Origin of the sequence: Enterobacter sp. SA187 (genome assembly GCF_001888805.2) — a bacterium.
In the GTDB taxonomy this organism is placed as follows: Bacteria; Pseudomonadota; Gammaproteobacteria; order Enterobacterales; family Enterobacteriaceae; genus Enterobacter_D.
This window is the reverse complement of sequence record NZ_CP019113.1, coordinates 1,299,081-1,321,152: the sequence shown is the minus strand read 5'-3', so window position 1 is coordinate 1,321,152 and position 22,072 is coordinate 1,299,081. Positions and strand designations below refer to the sequence as shown.

At 56.6% G+C, this 22,072-nt stretch carries 17 protein-coding genes; 8 read left to right on the top strand and 9 right to left on the bottom strand.

All coding sequences use genetic code 11. From position 1 onward, the window contains the following. Window positions 1-150: 150 nt before the first annotated feature. From xylF to xylR, 4 genes are all read left to right on the top strand, one after another. Window positions 151-1,143 (top strand): D-xylose ABC transporter substrate-binding protein, encoded by a 993-nt coding sequence (gene xylF, locus BMF08_RS06395; protein ID WP_072571438.1) that lies wholly within the window; start codon window positions 151-153, stop codon window positions 1,141-1,143. 74 nt (window positions 1,144-1,217) lie between these two features. After that, window positions 1,218-2,759, top strand: coding sequence for a xylose ABC transporter ATP-binding protein (locus tag BMF08_RS06390; RefSeq protein WP_072571437.1), 1,542 nt, complete (start codon window positions 1,218-1,220; stop codon window positions 2,757-2,759). Continuing rightward, complete coding sequence (gene xylH / locus BMF08_RS06385; protein ID WP_072571436.1) at window positions 2,737-3,918, top strand: xylose ABC transporter permease XylH; 1,182 nt, start codon at window positions 2,737-2,739, stop codon at window positions 3,916-3,918. The genes BMF08_RS06390 and xylH overlap by 23 nt, the downstream gene beginning before the upstream one ends. A 103-nt stretch (window positions 3,919-4,021) precedes the next feature. Beyond that, window positions 4,022-5,200, top strand: a complete 1,179-nt coding sequence (gene xylR / locus BMF08_RS06380; protein ID WP_072571435.1) for a D-xylose utilization transcriptional activator XylR — start codon at window positions 4,022-4,024, stop codon at window positions 5,198-5,200. A 51-nt stretch (window positions 5,201-5,251) separates the two neighbouring features. On the opposite strand, the gene BMF08_RS06375 is transcribed toward xylR, so the two are convergent. Continuing rightward, window positions 5,252-6,079 (bottom strand): protein bax, encoded by an 828-nt coding sequence (locus tag BMF08_RS06375; RefSeq protein WP_072571434.1) that lies wholly within the window; start codon window positions 6,077-6,079, stop codon window positions 5,252-5,254. Between the two features lie 315 nt (window positions 6,080-6,394). On the opposite strand from BMF08_RS06375, the gene BMF08_RS06365 reads away from it, so the two are divergent. Further along, window positions 6,395-8,425: an alpha-amylase gene (locus tag BMF08_RS06365; RefSeq protein WP_072571433.1), complete on the top strand. Its 2,031-nt coding sequence runs from the start codon at window positions 6,395-6,397 to the stop codon at window positions 8,423-8,425. A 34-nt stretch (window positions 8,426-8,459) separates the two neighbouring features. Here the strand turns inward: BMF08_RS06365 and rep are convergent, their stop codons facing one another. Continuing rightward, the gene (gene rep, locus BMF08_RS06360; protein WP_072571432.1) at window positions 8,460-10,481 is read right to left on the bottom strand and encodes a DNA helicase Rep; all 2,022 of its coding nucleotides are present in this window, start codon (window positions 10,479-10,481) and stop codon (window positions 8,460-8,462) included. An 85-nt stretch (window positions 10,482-10,566) separates the two neighbouring features. Here rep and ppiC point away from each other — a divergent pair, with 85 nt between their 5' ends. After that, window positions 10,567-10,848, top strand: a complete 282-nt coding sequence (gene ppiC, locus BMF08_RS06355; RefSeq protein WP_024555327.1) for a peptidylprolyl isomerase PpiC — start codon at window positions 10,567-10,569, stop codon at window positions 10,846-10,848. Window positions 10,849-10,953: 105 nt separating this feature from the next. Here ppiC and ilvC read toward each other — a convergent pair whose 3' ends face one another. After that, window positions 10,954-12,429, bottom strand: a complete 1,476-nt coding sequence (gene ilvC / locus BMF08_RS06350) for a ketol-acid reductoisomerase (RefSeq protein WP_072571431.1) — start codon at window positions 12,427-12,429, stop codon at window positions 10,954-10,956. 153 nt (window positions 12,430-12,582) lie between these two features. Between ilvC and ilvY the strand changes: the two genes are divergently transcribed. Next, a complete protein-coding gene (ilvY, locus tag BMF08_RS06345; RefSeq protein WP_072571430.1) occupies window positions 12,583-13,473 on the top strand; it encodes an HTH-type transcriptional activator IlvY in 891 nt (296 codons plus the stop codon). 172 nt (window positions 13,474-13,645) lie between these two features. On the opposite strand, the gene ilvA is transcribed toward ilvY, so the two are convergent. The 6 genes from ilvA to ilvL form a co-directional block, all read right to left on the bottom strand. Beyond that, the gene (gene ilvA, locus BMF08_RS06340; RefSeq protein ID WP_072571429.1) at window positions 13,646-15,190 is read right to left on the bottom strand and encodes a threonine ammonia-lyase, biosynthetic; all 1,545 of its coding nucleotides are present in this window, start codon (window positions 15,188-15,190) and stop codon (window positions 13,646-13,648) included. 2 nt (window positions 15,191-15,192) lie between these two features. After that, complete coding sequence (gene ilvD, locus BMF08_RS06335) at window positions 15,193-17,043, bottom strand: dihydroxy-acid dehydratase (protein ID WP_072571428.1); 1,851 nt, start codon at window positions 17,041-17,043, stop codon at window positions 15,193-15,195. Window positions 17,044-17,103: 60 nt separating this feature from the next. Beyond that, entirely contained in the window at window positions 17,104-18,033 is a 930-nt protein-coding gene (locus BMF08_RS06330) for a branched-chain amino acid transaminase (RefSeq protein WP_072571427.1), read from the bottom strand. Between the two features lie 17 nt (window positions 18,034-18,050). Further along, entirely contained in the window at window positions 18,051-18,314 is a 264-nt protein-coding gene (ilvM, locus tag BMF08_RS06325; protein WP_072571426.1) for an acetolactate synthase 2 small subunit, read from the bottom strand. Continuing rightward, entirely contained in the window at window positions 18,311-19,957 is a 1,647-nt protein-coding gene (gene ilvG / locus BMF08_RS06320; RefSeq protein ID WP_072571425.1) for an acetolactate synthase 2 catalytic subunit, read from the bottom strand. The genes ilvM and ilvG overlap by 4 nt, the downstream gene beginning before the upstream one ends. Before the next feature lie 139 nt (window positions 19,958-20,096). Next, on the bottom strand, window positions 20,097-20,195 hold the full coding sequence (gene ilvL / locus BMF08_RS06315) for an ilv operon leader peptide (RefSeq protein ID WP_001311244.1): 99 nt from the start codon (window positions 20,193-20,195) through the stop codon (window positions 20,097-20,099). Window positions 20,196-20,536: 341 nt separating this feature from the next. Here ilvL and BMF08_RS06310 point away from each other — a divergent pair, with 341 nt between their 5' ends. Beyond that, window positions 20,537-22,057 carry a YifB family Mg chelatase-like AAA ATPase gene (locus BMF08_RS06310; RefSeq protein ID WP_072571424.1) on the top strand — a complete coding sequence of 507 codons (1,521 nt, stop codon included), beginning with the start codon at window positions 20,537-20,539 and terminating at the stop codon, window positions 22,055-22,057. Window positions 22,058-22,072: the final 15 nt, after the last annotated feature.

Sequence of the window (22,072 nt, the reverse complement as noted above, 5' to 3'; positions counted from 1 at the left end):
ATAAATTAGCAAATAAACCAAATATCGTAACGCCAGGATAAAAATCAGTAATTGCCAGGTTTTGATTCCGCGTTAAGAATTTGCTGCGTCTGGATCCTGCATGTTTCTTTTATCTCAGGCCCTATAACCCTACAAAAAGGTATTACTATTATGAAGATAAAGAACCTTTGCCTTACAGTCTGCGCTTCCCTGCTGCTCGCCACCTTTGCCGGGCAGGCGAAAGAGATTAAAATCGGTATGGCCATTGATGACCTGCGTCTGGAGCGCTGGCAGAAAGATCGCGATATTTTTGTTAAAAAAGCCGAATCCTTAGGTGCCGAAGTATTTGTGCAGTCTGCGAATGGCAACGAAGAAACCCAGATGTCGCAGATTGAAAATATGATCAACCGCGGCGTTGATGTGCTGGTTATTATTCCTTACAACGGTCAGGTATTAAGTAACGTCGTAAAAGAAGCGAAGCAGGAAGGCATAAAAGTATTAGCCTACGATCGCATGATTAATAATGCTGACATCGATTTCTATATTTCCTTTGATAATGAAAAAGTCGGCGAACTTCAGGCGCAAAGCCTGGTAGAAAAAGTGCCCCAGGGCAATTATTTCCTGATGGGCGGCTCACCGGTGGATAATAACGCCAAGCTCTTCCGCGCCGGTCAGATGAAAGTATTAAAACCCTATATCGACAGCGGAAAAATTAAAATTGTCGGCGATCAGTGGGCTGACGGCTGGCTGCCGGAAAACGCGCTCAAAATCATGGAAAACGCGCTGACCGCCAACAATAACAAAATTGATGCGGTAGTCGCCTCGAACGACGCCACGGCGGGCGGCGCGATCCAGGCGCTGAGTGCGCAGGGTCTGGCGGGTAAAGTGGCGATTTCAGGCCAGGATGCGGATCTCGCCGGGGTCAAACGCATTATCAACGGCAGCCAGACGATGACCGTCTATAAGCCGATCACCCAACTGGCGAACACCGCTGCGGAGATCGCTGTCGAACTGGGTAACGGCAAAACGCCTAAGGCTGATGCCACGCTGAACAACGGACTGAAAGATGTGCCCGCCCGCCTGCTGACGCCAATCGAAGTGAATAAAGACAATATCGACGCCACTGTCATCAAAGACGGATTCCATCAAAAGAGCCAGCTGTAATCTTTGTGCGCTTCCCCGTCCGGTACGGGGAAGCGTTTCAAATACTGTTATCCTTGGCCTTATGCGGAGCGGGTATGCCTTATTTACTTGAGATGAAAAACATTACCAAGGCCTTTGGCGCAGTGAAAGCCGTGGATAATGTCAGCCTGCAACTGAACGCCGGAGAAGTATTGTCCCTGTGCGGCGAGAATGGTTCCGGTAAATCCACCCTGATGAAAGTGCTGTGCGGGATTTATCCCTTTGGCAGCTATGACGGCGACATCGTTTTTGCGGGCGAAACGATCGAGGCCAGCCATATTCGCGATACAGAGCGCAAAGGCATCGCCATTATTCATCAGGAACTGGCGCTGGTGAAACACCTCACCGTGCTGGAAAATATCTTCCTCGGTGCCGAAATCACCCATCACGGGGTGATGGATTACGACACTATGACGCTGCGCTGCCAGAAATTACTGGCGCAGGTCAGCCTCGCCATTTCTCCCGATACCCGTGTGGGCGACCTGGGTCTCGGGCAGCAGCAACTGGTGGAGATCGCCAAGGCGCTGAACAAGCAGGTGCGCCTGTTGATCCTCGACGAGCCTACTGCCTCGCTGACGGAGCAGGAAACCGCGGTGCTGCTTGATATTATTCGCGATCTGCAACACCACGGCATCGCCTGCATCTATATCTCGCACAAGCTGAATGAAGTGAAAGCCATTTCAGACGTTATCTGCGTGATCCGCGACGGGCAGCATATCGGCACCCGCGAGGCTGCCGGAATGAGTGAGGATGACATTATCACCATGATGGTCGGTCGCGAACTGACCGCCCTTTACCCGAATGAACCCCATACTACCGGCGACGAGATCCTGCGCGTCGAGCATCTGACCGCCTGGCATCCGGTCAACCGGCATATTAAGCGCGTCAACGACGTCTCCTTTTCCCTTAAGCGCGGCGAGATTTTAGGCATCGCCGGGCTGGTCGGCGCCGGGCGTACCGAAGCGGTCCAGTGCCTGTTTGGCGTCTGGCCGGGGCGTCATGAAGGACGGGTATTTATTGATGGTCAGCCGGTGCAGATCCGTAACTGTCAGGAAGCCATTCGCCACGGCATTGCGATGGTGCCGGAAGACCGCAAAAAAGACGGCATCGTGCCGGTGATGGCGGTGGGTAAAAATATCACCCTCGCCGCGCTGGATCAGTTTTCCGGCCCGCTCACCAGCCTCGACGATGCCGCCGAGCAGCAATGTATTTTGCAGTCACTGGCACGGCTGAAGGTGAAAACCTCCTCGCCGGAGCTGGCGATTGGCCGCCTGAGCGGCGGCAATCAGCAGAAGGCGATTCTGGCGCGCTGTCTGCTGCTCAACCCGCGCATTTTGATCCTCGATGAACCCACGCGCGGCATTGATATTGGCGCGAAATACGAGATCTACAAACTTATCAATCAGCTTGTGCAACAGGGCATCGCCGTCATTGTCATTTCATCGGAGCTTCCGGAAGTGCTGGGCCTCAGCGATCGGGTGCTGGTCATGCACGAAGGCAGGCTTAAGGCCAATCTCATCAATCATCATCTGACCCAGGAACAGGTTATGGAAGCGGCGCTGAGGAGCGAACATCATGTCGAAAACCAACCCATCTGAACTCAAGGTGTCCGCGCCGCAGCCTGTTACCTTCGGCGGACTGAAATCACTGAATTTGCAGGTATTCGTGATGATTGCCGCGATAGTGGTGATCATGCTGTTTTTCACCTGGATGACCGACGGCTCGTACCTGAGCGCGCGTAATGTCTCCAACCTGCTGCGCCAGACGGCGATCACCGGCATTCTGGCGGTGGGCATGGTGTTTGTGATTATTTCCGCGGAGATCGATCTCTCGGTCGGCTCGATGATGGGGCTGCTGGGCGGCGTGGCGGCCATTTTCGACGTCTGGCTGGGCTGGCCGCTGCCGCTGACCATTGTGGTAACGCTGGTGCTGGGCCTGCTGCTCGGTACCTGGAACGGCTGGTGGGTGGCGTACCGTAAAGTGCCGTCGTTTATCGTCACCCTCGCCGGGATGCTCGCCTTTCGCGGCGTGCTGATCGGCATCACCAACGGTACCACCGTGTCGCCCACCAGCGCTGCCATGTCGCAGATTGGTCAAAGCTATCTGCCGGACGTCGTCGGCTTTGGCGTCGGCGCGCTGGGGCTGGTTGCTTTCACGCTATGGCAGTGGCGCGGACGGATGCGCCGCCAGGCGCTGGGACTTAGCGCTGGCGCGTCGTCTTCAGTCGTGGGCCGCCAGGCGCTGATTGCAGTGATCGTGCTGGGGGCCATCTGGCTGCTGAACGATTACCGTGGCGTGCCGACGCCGGTGCTGATCCTCACCTTCCTGCTGCTCGCCGGAATGTTTATGGCGACACGCACCGCCTTTGGCCGCCGCATCTATGCCATCGGCGGCAACATCGAGGCGGCGCGCCTTTCCGGTATTAACGTGGAGCGCACTAAGCTGGCGGTGTTCGCCATCAACGGCCTGATGGTGGCTATCGCCGGTTTGATCCTGAGTTCACGACTGGGGGCCGGTTCGCCTTCAGCGGGCAACATCGCAGAGCTTGATGCCATCGCTGCCTGTGTGATCGGCGGCACCAGCCTGGCTGGCGGTATTGGCAGCGTGGCGGGTGCGGTGATGGGGGCGTTCATTATGGCGTCACTGGATAATGGTATGAGCATGATGGACGTGCCGACGTTCTGGCAGTACATCGTGAAAGGGGCGATTTTGTTGCTGGCGGTATGGATGGATTCCGCCACCAAACGTCGCGCATAAGGTAATGAAATCTCAGGGATGATCACACTGCCGGAGGAAATTTTTCCGGCAGTGTGCTGAATGTGGTAAGCAGACGTAGTGTTCTACTGAATAAGAGACCAACATGTTTGAAAAGCGCCACCGCATTACGTTGTTATTCAATGCCAATAAAGCCTATGACCGCCAGGTTGTCGAAGGCGTGGGTGAATATTTGCAGGCGTCGCAGTCCGAGTGGGATATTTTTATTGAGGAAGATTTTCGCACCCGTATCGACAATATCCGCGAATGGCTGGGGGATGGCGTTATCGCTGACTACGATGACGACGAGATCCAGCGGTTGCTGGCCGGGGTTAATGTGCCCATCGTCGGCGTGGGCGGTTCGTACCATCGGGCGGATAACTATCCGCCGGTGCATTACATCGCCACCGATAATCATGCGCTGGTTGAAAGCGCCTTTTTGCATTTAAAAGAGAAAGGCGTACAGCGTTTCGCCTTTTACGGCCTGCCCGCCTCCAGCGGCAAGCGCTGGGCGGTGGAGCGGGAGTATGCGTTCTGCCAGCTGGTGGCGCAGGAGAAATATCGCGGCGTGGTGTATCAGGGGCTGGAAACCGCGCCGGAGAACTGGCAGCACGCGCAAAACCGACTGGCCGACTGGCTGCAAACCCTGCCGCCGCAGACCGGCATTATCGCCGTCACCGACGCGCGCGCCCGCCATGTCTTGCAGGTGTGCGAGCATCTGCATATTCCTGTGCCGGAAAAACTGTGCGTGATCGGTATTGATAACGAAGAGCTGACGCGTTATCTGTCGCGCGTGGCACTCTCGTCAGTGGCGCAGGGAACACGGCAAATGGGCTATCAGGCAGCGAAACTACTGCACCGTCTGCTGGATAATGAGCCATTGCCGTTACAGCGATTGCTGGTGCCGCCGGTGCGCGTGGTGGAGCGGCGTTCGACGGATTACCGATCGCTGAGCGATCCCGCGGTGATCCAGGCCATGCACTATATCCGCAATCACGCCTGCAAAGGGATCAAGGTGGATCAGGTGTTGGACGCGGTCGGCATTTCCCGATCGAATCTGGAAAAGCGCTTTAAAGAGGAAGTCGGTGAAACCATTCACGCGGTGATCCACGCTGAAAAACTGGAGAAAGCCCGCAGCCTGCTGATTTCCACCTCGCTGTCCATTAACGAGATCTCACAGATGTGCGGTTATCCGTCGTTGCAGTATTTCTATTCGGTATTCAGGAAGGAGTACGACACCACGCCGAAAGATTACCGGGACCGGTACAGTGAAGTGATGATGTAGCCGTTATTGCCTGACGAAAAAAAACGCCTTCCGGCTGGAAGGCGTTTTCGTTTACATGTGGGCGGCAATCAGTCGCTGATTGTCCTGATACATGGCAAACAGATAGTTGTTGTAGCGCTTGCCCTGCGTGGAATAGCCTTTGAGCTTATGGATCATATTGCTCGCCGTCACTTCCTGGTCCGCTTTGCGCAGCTGCGCGCGGGACTTACGGAACGACTTATACGCCGGGTGCGTATTCAGGTTAACCACGTAGGCGTTCACTGACTCTTTCACCGAAGCAAACTGGGAGTAGCCTTTCACCTTGCCGGGCGCGTTCGTACAGTGACCTTTCATGCACTTCATGCCGAACAGGTTATTGTTGCTACGCGCCAGCTTAGAGGTTCCCCAGCCGCTTTCTGCTGCGGCCATGGTCGCCACCATGCTGTCCGGAATGATGTCGACGCGATCCAGCAGCGTATTCCACGGAATACGGCGGGTATTGCCCGACCAGTTCACTTTATAGCGTTTGGCAATATCCTTCAGGCGCGCGCGCTCGGCCGACGACCACTGGCTTTCGTACTGTTTTGACATCAACCAGTTACGTTCAGCGGCGATCGTTGCGTTTTGACTCGTAATATAAGGCATGACCGTCCGGAGAAACGCTTTTTTTCTTGGTGTCCCGGAAGGGTATTTTCGCAAATCAGGAAGTGAACTACTCTTTGCACTATTGCGAGAATACTCTTGTTTACTGCTAGCCTGCTTCTTACTTATCTGTTTGGTTATCGGGGTTTTATGACTCGCTGTTTTTTCGTGCGTCTTGGCAAGCACCTCACCGGAAAATACCAGGGTGAGAAACATTAGAATCGTTACCCCATATCGTCGTATGGGAGTCGTTATCATCAGGTCTCCAGGTCGGATTGTTGCATTCCAACACCTTATTTGATTCACAATTTTGAGAGCGGAATCTCAAATCATATCAAAAATACCCTTTTATTGACACACAATGAATAAGCGATTTCCGAATGCGTGTCATCAGCTAATCCGTTTCAGCGTATAAATTATGCACGAAATGCAGCGTTTATCGCAAATTGTTGCCGTTTTTTGAAGCAGATCACTCACCCTTTCGCCTCACCCCTGCGTAAGCGCTCATCGGGATGAGTTACCCGCCAGCCTCTTCTGGCACACTGGGCAAAAATCATCCGACAGGAACCCCGAATGAAACGTTCAGCCCTCCTATTATTGCTGCTGCCCACGGTGGCCTGGTCAGACTGGACATCCCCCGGTTTCCCCGCCTTTAGCGATGCCGGATCGGGGGTTTATCGCAGCGACGCGCCGCTGAAAAAAGGCGCTTATCCGTTAACCCTGAAGCTTGATCAACAGTGCTGGCAGCCAGTCGATACGCCAAGACTCAACCAAATGCTCTCTTTGCAGCCCTGTTCCGGTACGCCGCCGCAGTGGCGTGTGTTCCGCGATGGCGATTATCAGCTGCAACTGGATACCCGTTCCGGTACGCCAACATTGATGCTGACGGTGAAGAGCGCGCCGCAGACCAGCGCCGCAGCGGTAACGCGCCAGTGTCCGAAATGGGACGGCAAACCCCTTACCCTGGACGTCAGTAAAACCTTTGCCGAAGGCAGCGTGGTGCGCGATTTCTACAGTCAGCAAACCGCCACGGTCAAACAGGGAAAAATCACCCTGCTGCCCGATGCGAACAGTGACGGTCTGCTGCTGCTTGAGCGCGCGGAAACCGACGCCACCGCGCCCTTCGACTGGCATAACGCCACCGTCTATTTTGTGCTGACCGATCGTTTCGTAAACGGCGATCCGGCCAATGACAACAGCTATGGCCGCCACAAAGACGGCATGGAAGAGATCGGCACTTTTCATGGCGGCGATCTGAAAGGGCTGACGCAAAAGCTGGATTACCTCTCGCAGCTCGGCGTCAATGCGCTGTGGATCAGCGCGCCCTTCGAGCAGATCCACGGCTGGGTGGGCGGCGGCACCAAAGGCGATTTCCCGCATTACGCCTATCATGGCTATTACATCCAGGACTGGACGATGCTTGATGCCAACATGGGCAGCGAAGCGGATCTGCGCACGCTGGTGGATGAAGCGCACCAGCGCGGCATCCGCATCCTGTTTGACGTGGTGGTAAACCATACCGGTTACGCGACCCTGGCCGATATGCAGCAGTATCAGTTCGGCGCGCTCTATGTGCAGGGCGAGGAGCGTAAAAAAGTGCTCGGCGAGCGCTGGACAGACTGGAAGCCCGCCGCCGGACAGAACTGGCACAGCTTTAATGATTACATCAACTTCAGCGATAAAAACGCCTGGCAAAACTGGTGGGGCAAAGCCTGGGTGCGCACCGATATTGGCGATTACGATAATCCCGGCTTCGACGATCTCACCATGTCGCTGGCGTTTTTACCGGATCTGAAAACCGAGTCGACCACTCCCTCCGGACTGCCAGTGTTTTATCAGCACAAGCCGGATACCCGCGCGAAAGCTATCGACGGCTTCACGCCGCGTGATTACCTCACCCGCTGGCTGAGCGACTGGGTGCGGGAGTACGGCATTGACGGTTTCCGTGTCGATACCGCCAAGCATGTGGATATGGCCACCTTACAGCAGTTGAAAACCCAGGCGACTCAAGCGCTGGCAGAGTGGAAGCAGGCCAACCCGCAGAAAAAACGCGATGACGCGCCTTTCTGGATGACCGGCGAAGCCTGGGGCCACGGCGTCATGGAGAGCAGCTATTACCGTCATGGATTCGATGCGATGATCAATTTTGATTATCAGGAGCAGGCGGCGAAAGCGGCGGATTGCTTCGCCAGCATCGATCTGACGTGGCAGCAGATGGCCGACAAGCTACAGCGTTTTAACGTGCTGAGTTATTTGTCATCCCACGATACGCGGCTGTTCCGCGAAGCGGATCAGCGGGCGGCTGAACTGCTGTTGCTGACGCCCGGCGCGGTGCAGATTTTTTACGGCGACGAGTCCGGACGACCGTTCGGACCCACCGGCTCGGATCCGCTCCAGGGCACGCGTTCGGATATGAACTGGCAGGATGTGACCGGCAGCGCTGCGCCGCGTGTCGCCCACTGGCAGCGGCTGGGGCAGTTCCGCGCCCGCCATCCGGCTATCGGCATGGGTAAGCAAACCACGCTTTCCATGCCGCAGGGCTATGGTTTTACCCGTGAAGCGGGCGACGATAAAGTGATGGTGGTGTGGGCGGGGCAGCAGTAACCGTGTGATTGATCCCTCTGCACAGGCGGAGGGATTATTTCGCTTTCGATTTTGCCAGCATCGCTTTGATACTGGCCAGGTTCGCCTGGCCTTTGTGCATCCGCTCTTCGGCGCTGACCACTTTGCGCTCCTGCTCCCAGATCACATCGTCCTGCGGCAGTTCGAGCAGAAAACGGCTCGGCTCCGGGCGCACCAGTTCGCCGTACTGACGACGCTCTTTGCACAGCGTGAAGGTCAGCTCCTTTTGCGCGCGGGTGATGCCAACATAGGCCAGGCGGCGCTCTTCTTCGATATTGTCTTCATCAATGCTGCTCTGGTGCGGCAGGAAGCCTTCTTCCATTCCCACCATAAACACGTACGGAAACTCCAGACCTTTCGAGGCGTGCAGCGTCATCAGCTGCACCTGGTCGGACTCTTCATCGCTTTCGCCGCGCTCCATCATGTCGCGCAGGGTAAAGCGCGTCACCACCTGCGTCAGGGTCATCGGCTCATCAATATCGCTACCTTCGAGCATTTCCGTCATCCAGCTGAACAGCGTGTTGACGTTTTTCATGCGCATTTCAGCGGCTTTCGGGCTGGGTGAGGTTTCATACAGCCAGGATTCATAGTTGATGCCGTGGATCAGATCGCGCACCGCCGCGATGGGATCGCGCTCGGACAGGCGCTGCACTTCACCCAGCCAGTGGGTAAAGCGGGTCAGCGATTCATACCCGCGCCCGGTCAGCGTCTGGGTCAGGCCCATGTCGAAGCTGGCGGCGAACAGGCTTTTGTTGCGCGTGTTGGCCCACTCGCCCAGCTTCTGGAGGGTAGCAGAGCCAATTTCCCGCTTCGGCGTGTTCACAATGCGCAGGAAAGCGCTGTCGTCGTCGGTATTGGTCAGCACGCGCAGATAAGCGAGCAGATCTTTGATTTCCGGACGTGAGAAAAACGACGTGCCGCCGGAGATGCGGTACGGAATGCGGTTCTGCATAAGGAATTTTTCGAACACGCGGGACTGATGATTACCGCGATAGAGAATGGCGTAATCTTTGTACTGCGTTTTCTGGATGAAGTGATGTGCAATCAGCTCGCCGGTGACGCGCTCCGCTTCGTGATCTTCATTATTGGCCGTCAGCACTTTCAGCTCGGTGCCGTAGCCCAGTTCGGAGAACAGCCGCTTTTCAAACACGTGCGGGTTATTGGCGATAAGGATGTTCGCCGCTTTCAGAATGCGTCCGGATGAGCGGTAATTCTGCTCCAGCTTGATCACCTGTAAAGCGGGGAAATCCTGGCTTAACAGCACCAGGTTTTGCGGCCGCGCCCCGCGCCAGGAGTAGATCGACTGGTCATCATCCCCCACCACGGTAAAGCGCGCGCGGCTGCCTACCAGTAGTTTTACCAGCTCGTACTGGCTGGTGTTGGTGTCCTGATATTCATCCACCAGCAGATAGCGGATCTTGTTCTGCCAGCGCTCGCGAACCTCTTCATTGCGCTGCAGCAGCAGCGTCGGCAGCAGGATCAGATCGTCAAAATCGAGCACGTTACAGGCTTTCATGTGCGCGTCGTACAGGCCGTAGCAGTGGGCGAAGATACGATCCCGCTCGCCTTTCGCCTGAGCCGCTGCCTGCGCGGGCGTGCAAAGATCGTTTTTCCAGTTAGAGATCGTCGAGATCAGCTGTTGCAGCACCACTTTATCGTCATCGATCAGCCCCTCGGTCAGATCTTTGAGCAGCGCCACCTGGTCGGTGTCGTCAAACAGGGAAAAGTTGGACTTCATGCCGAGCGCCGCGAATTCCCGCTTGATGATATCCAGCCCCAGCGTATGGAAGGTGGAGATCATCAGGCCGCGCGCCTCTTTACGTCCCAGCGTCTGCCCGACACGCTCTTTCATTTCCCGCGCGGCTTTATTGGTAAAGGTTACCGCCGCGATGTGTCGCGCCTGATAACCGCAGCCACGGATCAGGTGCGCGATCTTATTGGTGATCACACGGGTTTTGCCGGAGCCGGCCCCCGCCAGCACCAGACAGGGTCCGGTGACAAATTCGACGGCTTGTTGTTGTCCGGGGTTCAAACGCATAAGAAAATCACTCAATGAAAGGCAGGAGGGGATAAAAACGCGTGGTAGTATAGCGAGCGTAAACTATCTGACTCAAGGCACGATCATGGCAAAAACAGCGGCAGCAATGCATATCCTTGTTAAAGAAGAGAAACTGGCGTTAGATCTTCTGGAACAGATCAAAAACGGCGGCGATTTCGAGAAGCTGGCGAAAAAACACTCTACCTGCCCGTCAGGTAAAAAAGGCGGTCATTTAGGTGAATTCCGTCAGGGCCAGATGGTTCCGGCCTTCGATAAAGTGGTGTTCTCCTGCCCGGTGCTGGAGCCAACCGGCCCGCTGCACACCCAGTTCGGCTACCACATCATTAAAGTGCTGTACCGCAACTGATAAAAAGCCCGGTGGCGCTGACGCTTACCGGGCCTACATTTAGTGCTTAATAAAGCCCGGTGGCGCTGGCGCTTACCGGGCCTACAGTAACGCTATAGGGTGTTATTAACCGGCGACGGCAATACGCTTCATATCCGTCATATAACCGCGCAGTTTCTTACCGACCGCCTCAATGGCGTGGCTGCGGATCGCTTCGTTCACGTCGCGTAACTGGGCGTTATCCACCGCAGTCCCTTCAATCGCCTTGCCCAGATCGCCCGGTTGCAGCGTGGTCATAAACTCTTTCAGCAGCGGCACGCAGGCATAAGAGAACAGGTAGTTACCGTACTCGGCGGTATCGGAGATCACCACGTTCATTTCATACAGACGCTTACGGGCGATGGTGTTAGCGATCAGCGGCAGCTCGTGCAGCGATTCGTAGTACGCGGATTCTTCGATGATGCCGGAATCCACCATGGTTTCGAACGCCAGCTCAACGCCCGCTTTCACCATCGCGATCATCAGCACGCCTTTGTCGAAGTATTCCTGCTCGGCGATTTTGCCTTCAAACTGCGGCGCAGTTTCAAAGGCGGTTTTACCGGTCTCTTCGCGCCAGGTCAGCAGTTTCTTATCGTCTTCGGCCCAGTCAGCCATCATGCCGGAGGAGAATTCACCGGAGATGATGTCATCCATATGTTTTTTGAACAGCGGCGCCATAATGGTTTTCAGCTGTTCAGACAGCGCATACGCACGCACTTTCGCCGGGTTGGACAGGCGATCCATCATCAGGGTGATACCGCCCTGCTTCAGTGCTTCGGTGATGGTTTCCCAGCCGAACTGGATCAGTTTTTCTGCGTATGCCGGGTCGGTGCCCTCTTCCACCAGCTTGTCAAAGCACAGCAGAGAGCCAGCCTGCAACATACCGCACAGAATGGTCTGCTCGCCCATCAGGTCAGATTTCACTTCCGCCACGAAAGAGGATTCCAGCACGCCCGCACGGTGACCGCCGGTTGCTGCGGCCCAGGCTTTAGCAATCGCCATGCCTTCGCCTTTCGGATCGTTTTCCGGGTGCACGGCGATCAGCGTCGGTACGCCGAAACCACGTTTGTACTCTTCGCGCACTTCCGTACCCGGACATTTCGGCGCCACCATCACCACGGTAATGTCTTTACGGATCTGCTCGCCCACTTCCACGATGTTGAAGCCGTGGGAATAGCCCAGCGCAGCGCCGTCTTTCATCAGCGGCTGTACGGAACGCACCACGTCGGAGTGCTGTTTGTCCGGCGTCAGGTTAACCACCAGATCCGCCTGCGGTATCAGCTCTTCGTAAGTACCGACTTTAAAGCCGTTTTCGGTCGCTTTACGCCACGAGGCGCGTTTTTCAGCAATGGCTTCGGCACGCAGCGCGTAGGAGATATCCAGACCGGAGTCACGCATGTTCAGGCCCTGGTTCAGACCCTGCGCGCCACAACCGACGATGACCACTTTTTTACCCTGGAGGAAGCTTGCGCCGTCAGCGAATTCATCGCGGCCCATAAAGCGACATTTGCCCAGTTGCGCCAGCTGCTGGCGCAGGTTCAGTGTATTGAAGTAGTTAGCCATGGTCGATCCTCGTGATGTTGTGTCGTACTTATTATTCGGTTCGCGTTATTGCGAGAATGAACCCACTATATGACAGGAAATGCGTTGCTGAAATTGATATATTAACAACGTCACGTTGCATAATTCGCAACGTAAAAATCTGGAGCTGACCCGATGGATTTACGCGATCTGAAAATCTTCCTGCATCTGGCGGAAAGCCGTCATTTTGGCCGCAGCGCGCGCGCCATGCACGTCAGTCCTTCCACCCTTTCCCGGCAGATCCAGCGTCTGGAGGAAGACCTGGGGCAGCCGCTGTTTGTGCGCGATAACCGCACCGTGACGCTGACCGAAGCGGGGGAAGAGCTGCGTACCTTCGCGCAGCATACGCTGTTGCAGTATCAGCAGTTGCGCCACACCATCGATCAGCAGGGGCCATCGCTGTCCGGCGAGCTTAAGCTGTTTTGTTCGGTAACGGCGGCCTACAGCCATCTGCCGCCGATCCTCGACCGTTTTCGCGCCGAACACCCGTCCGTGGAAATCAAGCTGACCACCGGCGATGCCGCCGACGCGATGGACAAAGTGGTCACCGGCGAGGCGGATCTGGCGATTGCGGGCAAACCGGAAACGCTGCCCGGCGCGGTGGCCTTTTCAATGCTGGAAAATCTGGCGGTGGTGCTGATCGCCCCGGCGCTGCCCTGCCCGGTGCGCAATCAGGTGTCCGTTGCCGAGCCGGACTGGTCGACGGTGCCTTTTATCATGCCCGATCAGGGACCGGTGCGTCGTCGTATTGAACTGTGGTTCCGTCGGCAAAAAATCAGTAATCCGTCGATTTACGCCACGGTGGGCGGGCATGAGGCGATGGTATCGATGGTGGCGCTGGGCTGCGGCGTGGCGCTGATCCCGGAGGTGGTGCTGGAAAACAGCCCGGAGCCGGTGCGTAACCGCGTGATGATCCTGGAGCGCAGCGATGAGAGAACGCCGTTCGAGCTGGGCGTGTGCGCACAAAAAAAGCGGCTGCATGAGCCGCTGGTGAATGCGTTCTGGTCTATTTTGCCGGGCGCATAGATTTTGCCGGATGGCGGCGCGGGCACCTTATCCGGCCTGCGATTTACTGTCTGGCGCGTGGGTTTCGCCGGATGGCGGCGCAAGGGCCTTATCCGGCCTACGTTTTCTGCGATTTACCGTTTTACACCCCTGTAGGCCTGATAAGCGCAGCGCCATCAGGCACCTCGACACATTAGCCCGCGAGGAAAAACCGAAACGCCGGGTTGTGGGTTTCGTCGTGACACTCGTAACCCAGTTCGTTCAGGCGCGTTTCGAAATCGGGTTCATGCTCGCCCAGCTCAAAGGCCGCCAGCACGCGGCCATAGTCGGTGCCGTGGCTGCGGTAGTGGAACAGCGAGATGTTCCAGTACGTCCCCAGCGTGTGCAGGAATTTCAGCAGCGCGCCGGGGGATTCCGGGAACTCAAAGCTGTAAAGCCGTTCCTTAAGCGGTTTCGACGGGCGACCGCCGACCATATAGCGCACGTGCAGTTTCGCCATCTCATCGTCAGACAGATCCACCACGCTGTAACCGCCGTCATTCAGCAGCGCGAGAATTTCTTTGCGCTCCTCCAGCCCACGGCTTAAGCGCACGCCGACAAAAATACAGGCATCTTTGGCATCGGCAAACCGGTAGTTGAACTCCGTTACCGCACGTCCGCCCAGCAGCTGGCAGAATTTCAGGAAGCTGCCCTTGGTTTCCGGGATGGTCACCGCCAGCAGGGCTTCACGCTGTTCCCCCAGCTCGCAACGTTCGGAAACGTAACGCAAACCGTGGAAATTGACGTTCGCGCCGGACAGCACATGCGCCAGACGTTCACCGCGAATATGGTGCTGCGCGATGTATTTTTTCATCCCCGCCAGCGCCAGCGCGCCGGACGGCTCTGCCACCGCACGTACATCTTCGAACAGATCTTTCATCGCCGCGCAAATGGCATCGCTGTCGACGGTGATGATGTCATCCAGATATTCCTGACACAGGCGGAAGGTTTCATCGCCGATACGTTTGACGGCCACGCCTTCGGCGAACAACCCGACGCGCGGTAAATCAACCGGATGCCCGGCGTCCAGCGCGGCTTTCAGGCACGCGGAATCTTCCGCTTCAACGGCAATCACTTTGATTTGCGGCATCAGTTGTTTGATCAGCACCGCCACACCCGCCGCCAGCCCGCCGCCGCCGACCGGCACAAAGACGCGGTCGATATGCGCGTCCTGCTGTAGCAGCTCCAGCGCCAGCGTGCCCTGACCGGCGATGACCATCGGGTGATCAAACGGCGGCACCCAGGTAAAACCCTGCTGCTGTGACAGTTCGATAGCCCGGGCTTTCGCCTCGTCAAAATTCGCGCCGTGCAGCAACACTTCGCCGCCGAACGCCCGTACCGCGTCGACTTTGATGTCGGCGGTGGCGACGGGCATCACGATCAGCGCTTTCACACCGAGACGCGAAGACGAAAAGGCCACGCCCTGAGCGTGATTTCCTGCAGAGGCCGTGATCACCCCCTGCGCTTTTTGCGCTTCCGTCAGCCCGGCCATCATGGCGTATGCGCCGCGCAGCTTGAAGCTGTGCACCGGCTGGCGATCTTCGCGCTTCACCAGAATGACGTTATCCAGCCGCGAAGAGAGCTTTTCCATTTTTTGCAGCGGCGTGACCTGCGCCGCTTCATAGACAGGTGCGCGCAGCACCGCCCGGAGATACTCCGCCCCGTCAGGGGCGGCAGACAGCGGTTGGGCTTCGGCCATAATCAGCCTCCCAGTTTCGATTTATCGCGCACTGCGCCTTTATCTGCACTGGTCGCGAGGCTGGCGTAGGCACGCAGCGCGAAAGAAACCTGACGCTCACGGGCTTTTGGCGTCCAGGCAGCAGCACCGCGCGCTTCCTGTGCTTCACGACGGGCCGCCAGTTCCTGATCGCTCACCTGCAACTGGATCCCACGGTTCGGAATATCAATGGCGATGATGTCGCCATCTTCGATCAGCGCAATATTGCCGCCGCTGGCCGCTTCCGGGGAGACGTGGCCGATGGAAAGACCGGAGGTGCCGCCGGAGAAACGGCCATCGGTGAGCAGCGCGCAGGCTTTGCCCAGACCCATGGATTTCAGGAAGCTGGTCGGATAGAGCATTTCCTGCATACCCGGCCCGCCTTTCGGCCCTTCGTAGCGGATCACGACCACATCACCCGCCACCACTTTACCGCCAAGAATAGCTTCTACCGCATCGTCCTGGCTTTCGTAGACTTTGGCCGGGCCGGTAAAGGTCAGGTTGCTGTCGTCCACCCCTGCGGTTTTCACGATACAGCCGTTTTCCGCGAAGTTGCCGTACAGCACCGCCAGGCCACCTTCCAGGCTGTAGGCGTGTTCAATAGAACGAATGCAGCCGTTGGCGCGATCGTTATCCAGCGTATCCCAGCGGCAATTCTGCGAGAAGGCTTTGGTGGTGCGGATGCCTGCCGGACCGGCGCGGAACATCTCTTTCACCGAGTCGTCCTGGGTGACCATCACGTCGTACTGCTCAATGGTTTGCGCCAGCGTCAGACCGAGGACGTTTTTCACGTCGCGCTGCATCAGCCCGGCGCGATCCAGCTCGCCCAGAATACCGATCACCCCGCCTGCACGGTGGACGTCTTCCATATGATATTTCTGCGTGCTGGGGGCAACCTTGCACAGCTGCGGAACATGACGCGACAGTTTGTCGATGTCGGTCATGGTGAAGTCAATTTCCGCTTCCTGCGCCGCCGCCAGCAGGTGCAGAACGGTATTGGTAGAGCCGCCCATAGCGATATCCAGCGTCATGGCGTTTTCGAACGCGGCTTTGCTGGCGATATTGCGCGGCAGCGCGGTTTCATCGTCCTGCTCATAATAGCGTTTGGTCAGTTCAACAATGCGTTTACCGGCGTTGAGGAACAGCTGTTCGCGATCGGCATGGGTCGCCAGCAGGGAACCGTTACCCGGCTGCGACAGACCGAGCGCTTCGGTCAGGCAGTTCATGGAGTTGGCGGTAAACATGCCGGAACAGGAGCCGCAGGTCGGACAGGCGGAGCGCTCGACCTGCTCGCTCTGCTCGTCGGAAACTTTCGGGTCTGCGCCCTGGATCATGGCATCCACCAGATCCAGTTTGATGATCTGATTGGAGAGTTTGGTTTTACCGGCTTCCATCGGGCCGCCGGAAACAAAAATCACCGGAATGTTCAGACGTAATGCCGCCATCAGCATGCCGGGGGTGATTTTGTCGCAGTTGGAAATACAGACCATGGCGTCGGCGCAGTGGGCGTTGACCATATATTCCACGGAGTCGGCGATCAGTTCACGTGATGGCAGTGAATAAAGCATGCCCCCGTGCCCCATGGCGATACCATCATCTACCGCGATGGTATTGAACTCTTTGGCGACGCCGCCTGAGGCCTCAATCTGCTCTGCGACCAGTTTACCCAGGTCGCGCAGATGAACGTGGCCCGGCACGAACTGCGTAAACGAGTTGACCACGGCAATAATCGGCTTGCCGAAATCGTCGTCGGTCATGCCGGTCGCGCGCCATAATGCGCGGGCGCCGGCCATATTACGGCCATGGGTGGTGGTGGCGGAACGGTACTTAGGCATGCTTTATTTACTCCCGTCTGTCAGGTATTCAGGGCGGTACGTGCCGCCCTGTCATTATGCTTATGAATTAACTTGATCCAGCCAGCCCCATTTATCTTCGGTTTCACCGGTAAAGAGGCCAAAGAATGCTTGCTGAATACGGGTGGTGACCGGACCGCGACGGCCTTCGCCCACCTGGATTTTGTCGACGCTGCGTACTGGCGTGATCTCGGCGGCGGTGCCGGACATAAACACTTCGTCAGCCAGGTAGAGGGATTCGCGGGACAGCACCTGCTCGCGCACTTCGATACCCAGATCCAGCGCCAGTTTGATGATCGCATCGCGGGTAATGCCCGGCAGCGCGGAAGAGGTGAATGGCGGGGTAAACAGAATGCCATCCTTCACTTCAAACAGGTTTTCGCCAGCGCCTTCGGAGATATAGCCGTTCACATCCAGCGCGATCCCTTCCTGATAACCGTGACGACGGGCTTCGCTGCCCACCAGCAGGGAAGAAAGATAGTTACCACCAGCTTTTGCCGCAGTCGGGATGGTGTTCGGCGCTACGCGGTTCCAGGAAGAGACCATCGCGTCAATGCCCTGCTCCAGCGCTTCTGCGCCAAGGTATGCGCCCCACGGGAAGGCCGCGATGATCACATCGGTGCTGTACCCTTCCGGCGGGTTAACGCCCATGCCGACATCGCCAACAAAGACCAGCGGACGGATATAGGCGCTGGTCAGGTTGTTTTTGCGGATCACCGCGCGGCAGGCTTCCATCAGTTCATCAACGCTTTGAGAGACCGGGAAACGATAAATTTTGGCTGAATCACGCAGACGCTGCATGTGTTCACGATGGCGGAACACCACTGGCCCTTTGTGCGAGTCGTAGCAACGGATGCCTTCGAAGACGGAAGTACCGTAGTGCAACGCGTGGGACATGACGTGAACCTTCGCGTCCTCCCAACGAATCATCTCGCCATTGGACCAAATGTAATCAGCTTTTTTCGTCGTCATTTTCTTTCCTATTGCGCTCAGGCGCTTATTTGTTGTGATGTCGTTGTACGTTGCTGGAGCTCGACGCGAGCTACGTCCACCAGTTTGCTTAGCTGGCTAAACAGTAATTCGACAGACCTCGGGCTGGCAACGGTCAATTCAATATTTATGTTCTGCGGATCGGCGGCGGTTTCCATGTTCATCGCACAAATCTGGAAGCCACGATGACGCACTACGCGTAAAACGCGCTCTAATGTTTCCGGATTAAAGCGGGCCTGCACGGCAAGTTGATGTTGCATCATGATAATTTCTCCAGCATTTGTGAGTTACTGGCGCCGGGCGGCACCAGAGGCCAGACGTTTTCCAGTTCGTCGATTGAGACATGAAGCAGATAAGGCCCTTCGCTTGCGAGCAGGGTGTCGATCGCCGCTTCAACCTGGTCTTTACGGGTGATGTGCTGGCCGGGGATGCCAAAGGCGCGGGCCAGCATGAGGAAATCGGGGTTATCGGTCAGAGTGGTTTCGCTGTAACGCTCCTGGAAAAACAGCTGCTGCCACTGGCGAACCATGCCTAAGCGCTGGTTATCGAGTAAGACAATCTTCAGCGGCAACTGTTTGCGTTTTACGGTGCCCAGCTCCTGAACATTCATCATGAAGGAGCCGTCACCGGAGATACAGATCACCGTATCATCCGGACGGGCGATTTGCGCCCCGACCGCCGCCGGCAGGCCAAAGCCCATGGTTCCCAGCCCGCTGGAGGTAATAAAGTTCTCCGGGCGGCTGTAGGTCATATGTTGCGCAGACCACATCTGGTGCTGGCCTACATCCGTGGTCACCACGCTCTCTTTTGGCTTACGATCGGACAACTGCTTTAACAGCAGCGGCGCGTAAATCGCCTCGCCAGGATGGTCGTAACGCCAGGCGTGTTCGCGGCGCAGATCAGCGGTGTACTCACGCCATTCGGTGATATTCAGGGGCTGCTGTAAGGCGTTCAGCAAGGCGGTTAAATCCCCCTGCAGGGCAACATGCGCCTGACGCAGCTTGTTCATTTCCGCCGGATCGATGTCCATATGAATGACGCTGGCGTGTGGGGCAAAGGTGTTCAGCTTGCCGGTCACGCGATCATCAAAGCGCGCGCCCACGGCGATCAGCAGATCGCACTCCTGCACCGCCAGGTTCGCCGCTTTGGTGCCGTGCATTCCCAGCATGCCGAGATACCACGGATAATCCGCCTCAACCGCGCCCAGGCCTTTCAGCGTGCAGGCAACCGGAATTTGAGTAGCCGTAGCAAAGTCACGCAGCGCGGGAACCGCCTGCGCCATACCCACGCCACCGCCGACGTAGAGCATTGGTTTTTTTGCCTGCGCCAGCATCTGCCGCGCCTGCTCCACGTCGTCCTGCGGGAAGGTTTCTTCTGCTTCAACGGTAGAGAAATGCGGCTCAAGATGACCGGAGGCCAGCTGGATGTCTTTGGGGATGTCGATCAATACCGGGCCGGGGCGACCCGAGCTGGCAACCTGGAAAGCTTCTGCCATTACGCGCGGCAGCTCATCCAGCGACTGCACCAGAAAGCTGTGTTTGGTGCAGGCCAGCGATAAGCCAATCACATCCACTTCCTGAAACGCATCGGTACCAATAAACGGGGCAGCAACCTGGCCGGTGATGGCGACAACGGGAACGGAATCGAGTAAGGCATCGGCGAGGCCGGTGATCAGATTAGTCGCGCCAGGGCCGGAGGTGGCGATACAGACGCCGGTTTTACCGGTGGCGCGCGCGTAACCGATGGCCGCCATCGCCGCGCCCTGCTCGTGACGGCACAACAGGTGTTCCACGCCGCCGTCATACAATGCATCGTAAACCGGCATAATTGCGCCACCCGGATAACCGAAGACGGTTTCAACTCCTTGTGCCCGCAAAGCATGTACTACCCACTGTGCTCCATTCATAGTTACTTCCCCGTCGTAAATCGTGAGGAACAGAATTTTATGCTACTACTCATTCTTTGCTCCTCGTGGATGTTTTAAAGTCATAAAAAAACCCCCGGACCTTTCGGTGCGGGGGTCTTAGTTCGTTAAGGCTTGATTTCTAAGCCTTTCCTCGTCCAAGTGCAGCCCCGCACGGTGGGATAATAATCACCACCACGCTAATCACGACCAGGCTAATCACTCGTAGAAGGGCTGTCATTTTATATACTTTCTGGCTTCTTGTTCGAAGGAATACCTAAAGAGTTATCACAGACAGCGCGTAAAAGACAAGATTTATTTATATGCTAATTTTTCAGCCTGCCGAAGATTTTAAAAAAAGCCATTGTTTTATATAGCGAAATCATCATGTGAGAATAATTCAATTTGTCGCGTCATCATCTTCCCTTCTGGCTCGCATAGCGATATATGCGAGGCGCGTTCCAGCGTGAAAGTGCAAAAACGGTAACGAATAAAAATGTGCTGAATGCGCCGCGCAGGATACGGTTTTGCCAGGTGCCGCAACAAATTGCTCCGGACATAATCACCTCTCAAGGAGGGATCATGTCATTGTCAGTTATCTACACACGCGCAGCATTAGGGGTGACGGCACCGCTGATTACGGTGGAAGTGCATCTCAGCAATGGGCTTCCCGGCCTGACGATGGTGGGGCTGCCGGAAACCACGGTGAAGGAGGCGCGCGATCGGGTACGCAGCGCAATCATTAACAGTGGTTATCAGTTCCCCGCACGGAAGATCACTATTAACCTTGCGCCCGCCGATCTGCCCAAGGAAGGCGGACGATATGATTTACCTATCGCTGTCGCGCTTCTGGCGGCTTCTGAGCAGCTTACGACCGCTATGCTGAGCCAGTATGAGTTTGTAGGAGAACTGGCGCTTACAGGCGCGCTGCGTGGCGTTCCCGGCGCAATTTCCGCCGCGATGGAGGCTATCAAAGCGGGCAGGAAGATTATTGTCGCTGCTGATAACGAAGCTGAAGTGAGCTTACTCGGCTCATCAGATTGCCTGGTTGCCGGACATTTACTGGAGGTTTGTGCTTTTCTGGAAGGGAAAACTACTCTCCGCCATCCTGAACAGACCATTAATGACGAATTCCCGACAGAGAGCGATCTCAGCGACGTCATCGGTCAGGATCAGGGGAAGCGTGCGCTGGAAGTGACAGCTGCGGGCGGTCATAATTTGCTGCTGATTGGCCCGCCTGGTACAGGCAAAACCATGCTCGCCAGCCGCCTTACCGGGATCCTGCCGCCGCTCAATAATCAAGAAGCCCTGGAAAGCGCGGCTATTCTGAGCCTGGTCAATGCTGCGGTCCTTAAAAAACACTGGCGGCGCAGGCCTTTCCGCTCCCCCCATCACAGCGCGTCATTAACAGCGATGGTGGGCGGCGGGACGATCCCTGCTCCGGGCGAGATCTCGCTTGCTCATAACGGCATTTTATTTCTCGATGAATTACCGGAGTTTGAGCGCCGGGTACTGGATGCACTGCGGGAGCCGGTTGAATCCGGTCAGATTCATATTTCGCGCACGCGGGCCAAAGTGACCTATCCCGCCAGCTTTCAACTCATAGCTGCGATGAATCCCAGCCCGACCGGTCATTATCAGGGGAACCATAACCGCTCAACGCCGGAGCAGACGCTGCGTTATTTGGGCAAATTGTCGGGGCCTTTTCTTGATCGTTTTGACCTGTCGCTGGAGATCCCGCTACCGCCGCCCGGCGTGCTGAGCCAGGCAAGCGGTCAGGGCGAACGCAGCGAAAGCGTGCGTGCCAGAGTGGTGAGCGCGCGTGAACGTCAGTACGCTCGCCAGCAGAAGCTGAACAGCCGCCTGGAAAGTGGTGAAATGCGGGAATATTGCCAGTTGAGCGCCGGGGATGCGCACTGGCTGGAAGAGACGCTTACGCTGCTGGGGCTGTCGGTACGGGCATGGCAGCGCCTGTTAAAGGTAGCGCGTACGCTCGCGGATCTTGAGGAGCAGAAAAGTATTCAGCGGCGGCATTTACAGGAAGCGCTAAGCTATCGCGCCATTGACCGGTTACTTATCCATTTACAAAAGATGCTGGGTTAGCGATAGAAATAAAAA

Coding starts and splice junctions, on each gene's coding strand:
- xylF (WP_072571438.1), top strand. CDS start 151: ATGAAGATAAAGAACCTTTGCCTTACAGTCTGCGCTTCCCTGCTGCTC.
- BMF08_RS06390 (WP_072571437.1), top strand. CDS start 1,218: ATGCCTTATTTACTTGAGATGAAAAACATTACCAAGGCCTTTGGCGCA.
- xylH (WP_072571436.1), top strand. CDS start 2,737: ATGTCGAAAACCAACCCATCTGAACTCAAGGTGTCCGCGCCGCAGCCT.
- xylR (WP_072571435.1), top strand. CDS start 4,022: ATGTTTGAAAAGCGCCACCGCATTACGTTGTTATTCAATGCCAATAAA.
- BMF08_RS06375 (WP_072571434.1), bottom strand. CDS start 6,079: ATGATAACGACTCCCATACGACGATATGGGGTAACGATTCTAATGTTT.
- BMF08_RS06365 (WP_072571433.1), top strand. CDS start 6,395: ATGAAACGTTCAGCCCTCCTATTATTGCTGCTGCCCACGGTGGCCTGG.
- rep (WP_072571432.1), bottom strand. CDS start 10,481: ATGCGTTTGAACCCCGGACAACAACAAGCCGTCGAATTTGTCACCGGA.
- ppiC (WP_024555327.1), top strand. CDS start 10,567: ATGGCAAAAACAGCGGCAGCAATGCATATCCTTGTTAAAGAAGAGAAA.
- ilvC (WP_072571431.1), bottom strand. CDS start 12,429: ATGGCTAACTACTTCAATACACTGAACCTGCGCCAGCAGCTGGCGCAA.
- ilvY (WP_072571430.1), top strand. CDS start 12,583: ATGGATTTACGCGATCTGAAAATCTTCCTGCATCTGGCGGAAAGCCGT.
- ilvA (WP_072571429.1), bottom strand. CDS start 15,190: ATGGCCGAAGCCCAACCGCTGTCTGCCGCCCCTGACGGGGCGGAGTAT.
- ilvD (WP_072571428.1), bottom strand. CDS start 17,043: ATGCCTAAGTACCGTTCCGCCACCACCACCCATGGCCGTAATATGGCC.
- BMF08_RS06330 (WP_072571427.1), bottom strand. CDS start 18,033: ATGACGACGAAAAAAGCTGATTACATTTGGTCCAATGGCGAGATGATT.
- ilvM (WP_072571426.1), bottom strand. CDS start 18,314: ATGATGCAACATCAACTTGCCGTGCAGGCCCGCTTTAATCCGGAAACA.
- ilvG (WP_072571425.1), bottom strand. CDS start 19,957: ATGAATGGAGCACAGTGGGTAGTACATGCTTTGCGGGCACAAGGAGTT.
- ilvL (WP_001311244.1), bottom strand. CDS start 20,195: ATGACAGCCCTTCTACGAGTGATTAGCCTGGTCGTGATTAGCGTGGTG.
- BMF08_RS06310 (WP_072571424.1), top strand. CDS start 20,537: ATGTCATTGTCAGTTATCTACACACGCGCAGCATTAGGGGTGACGGCA.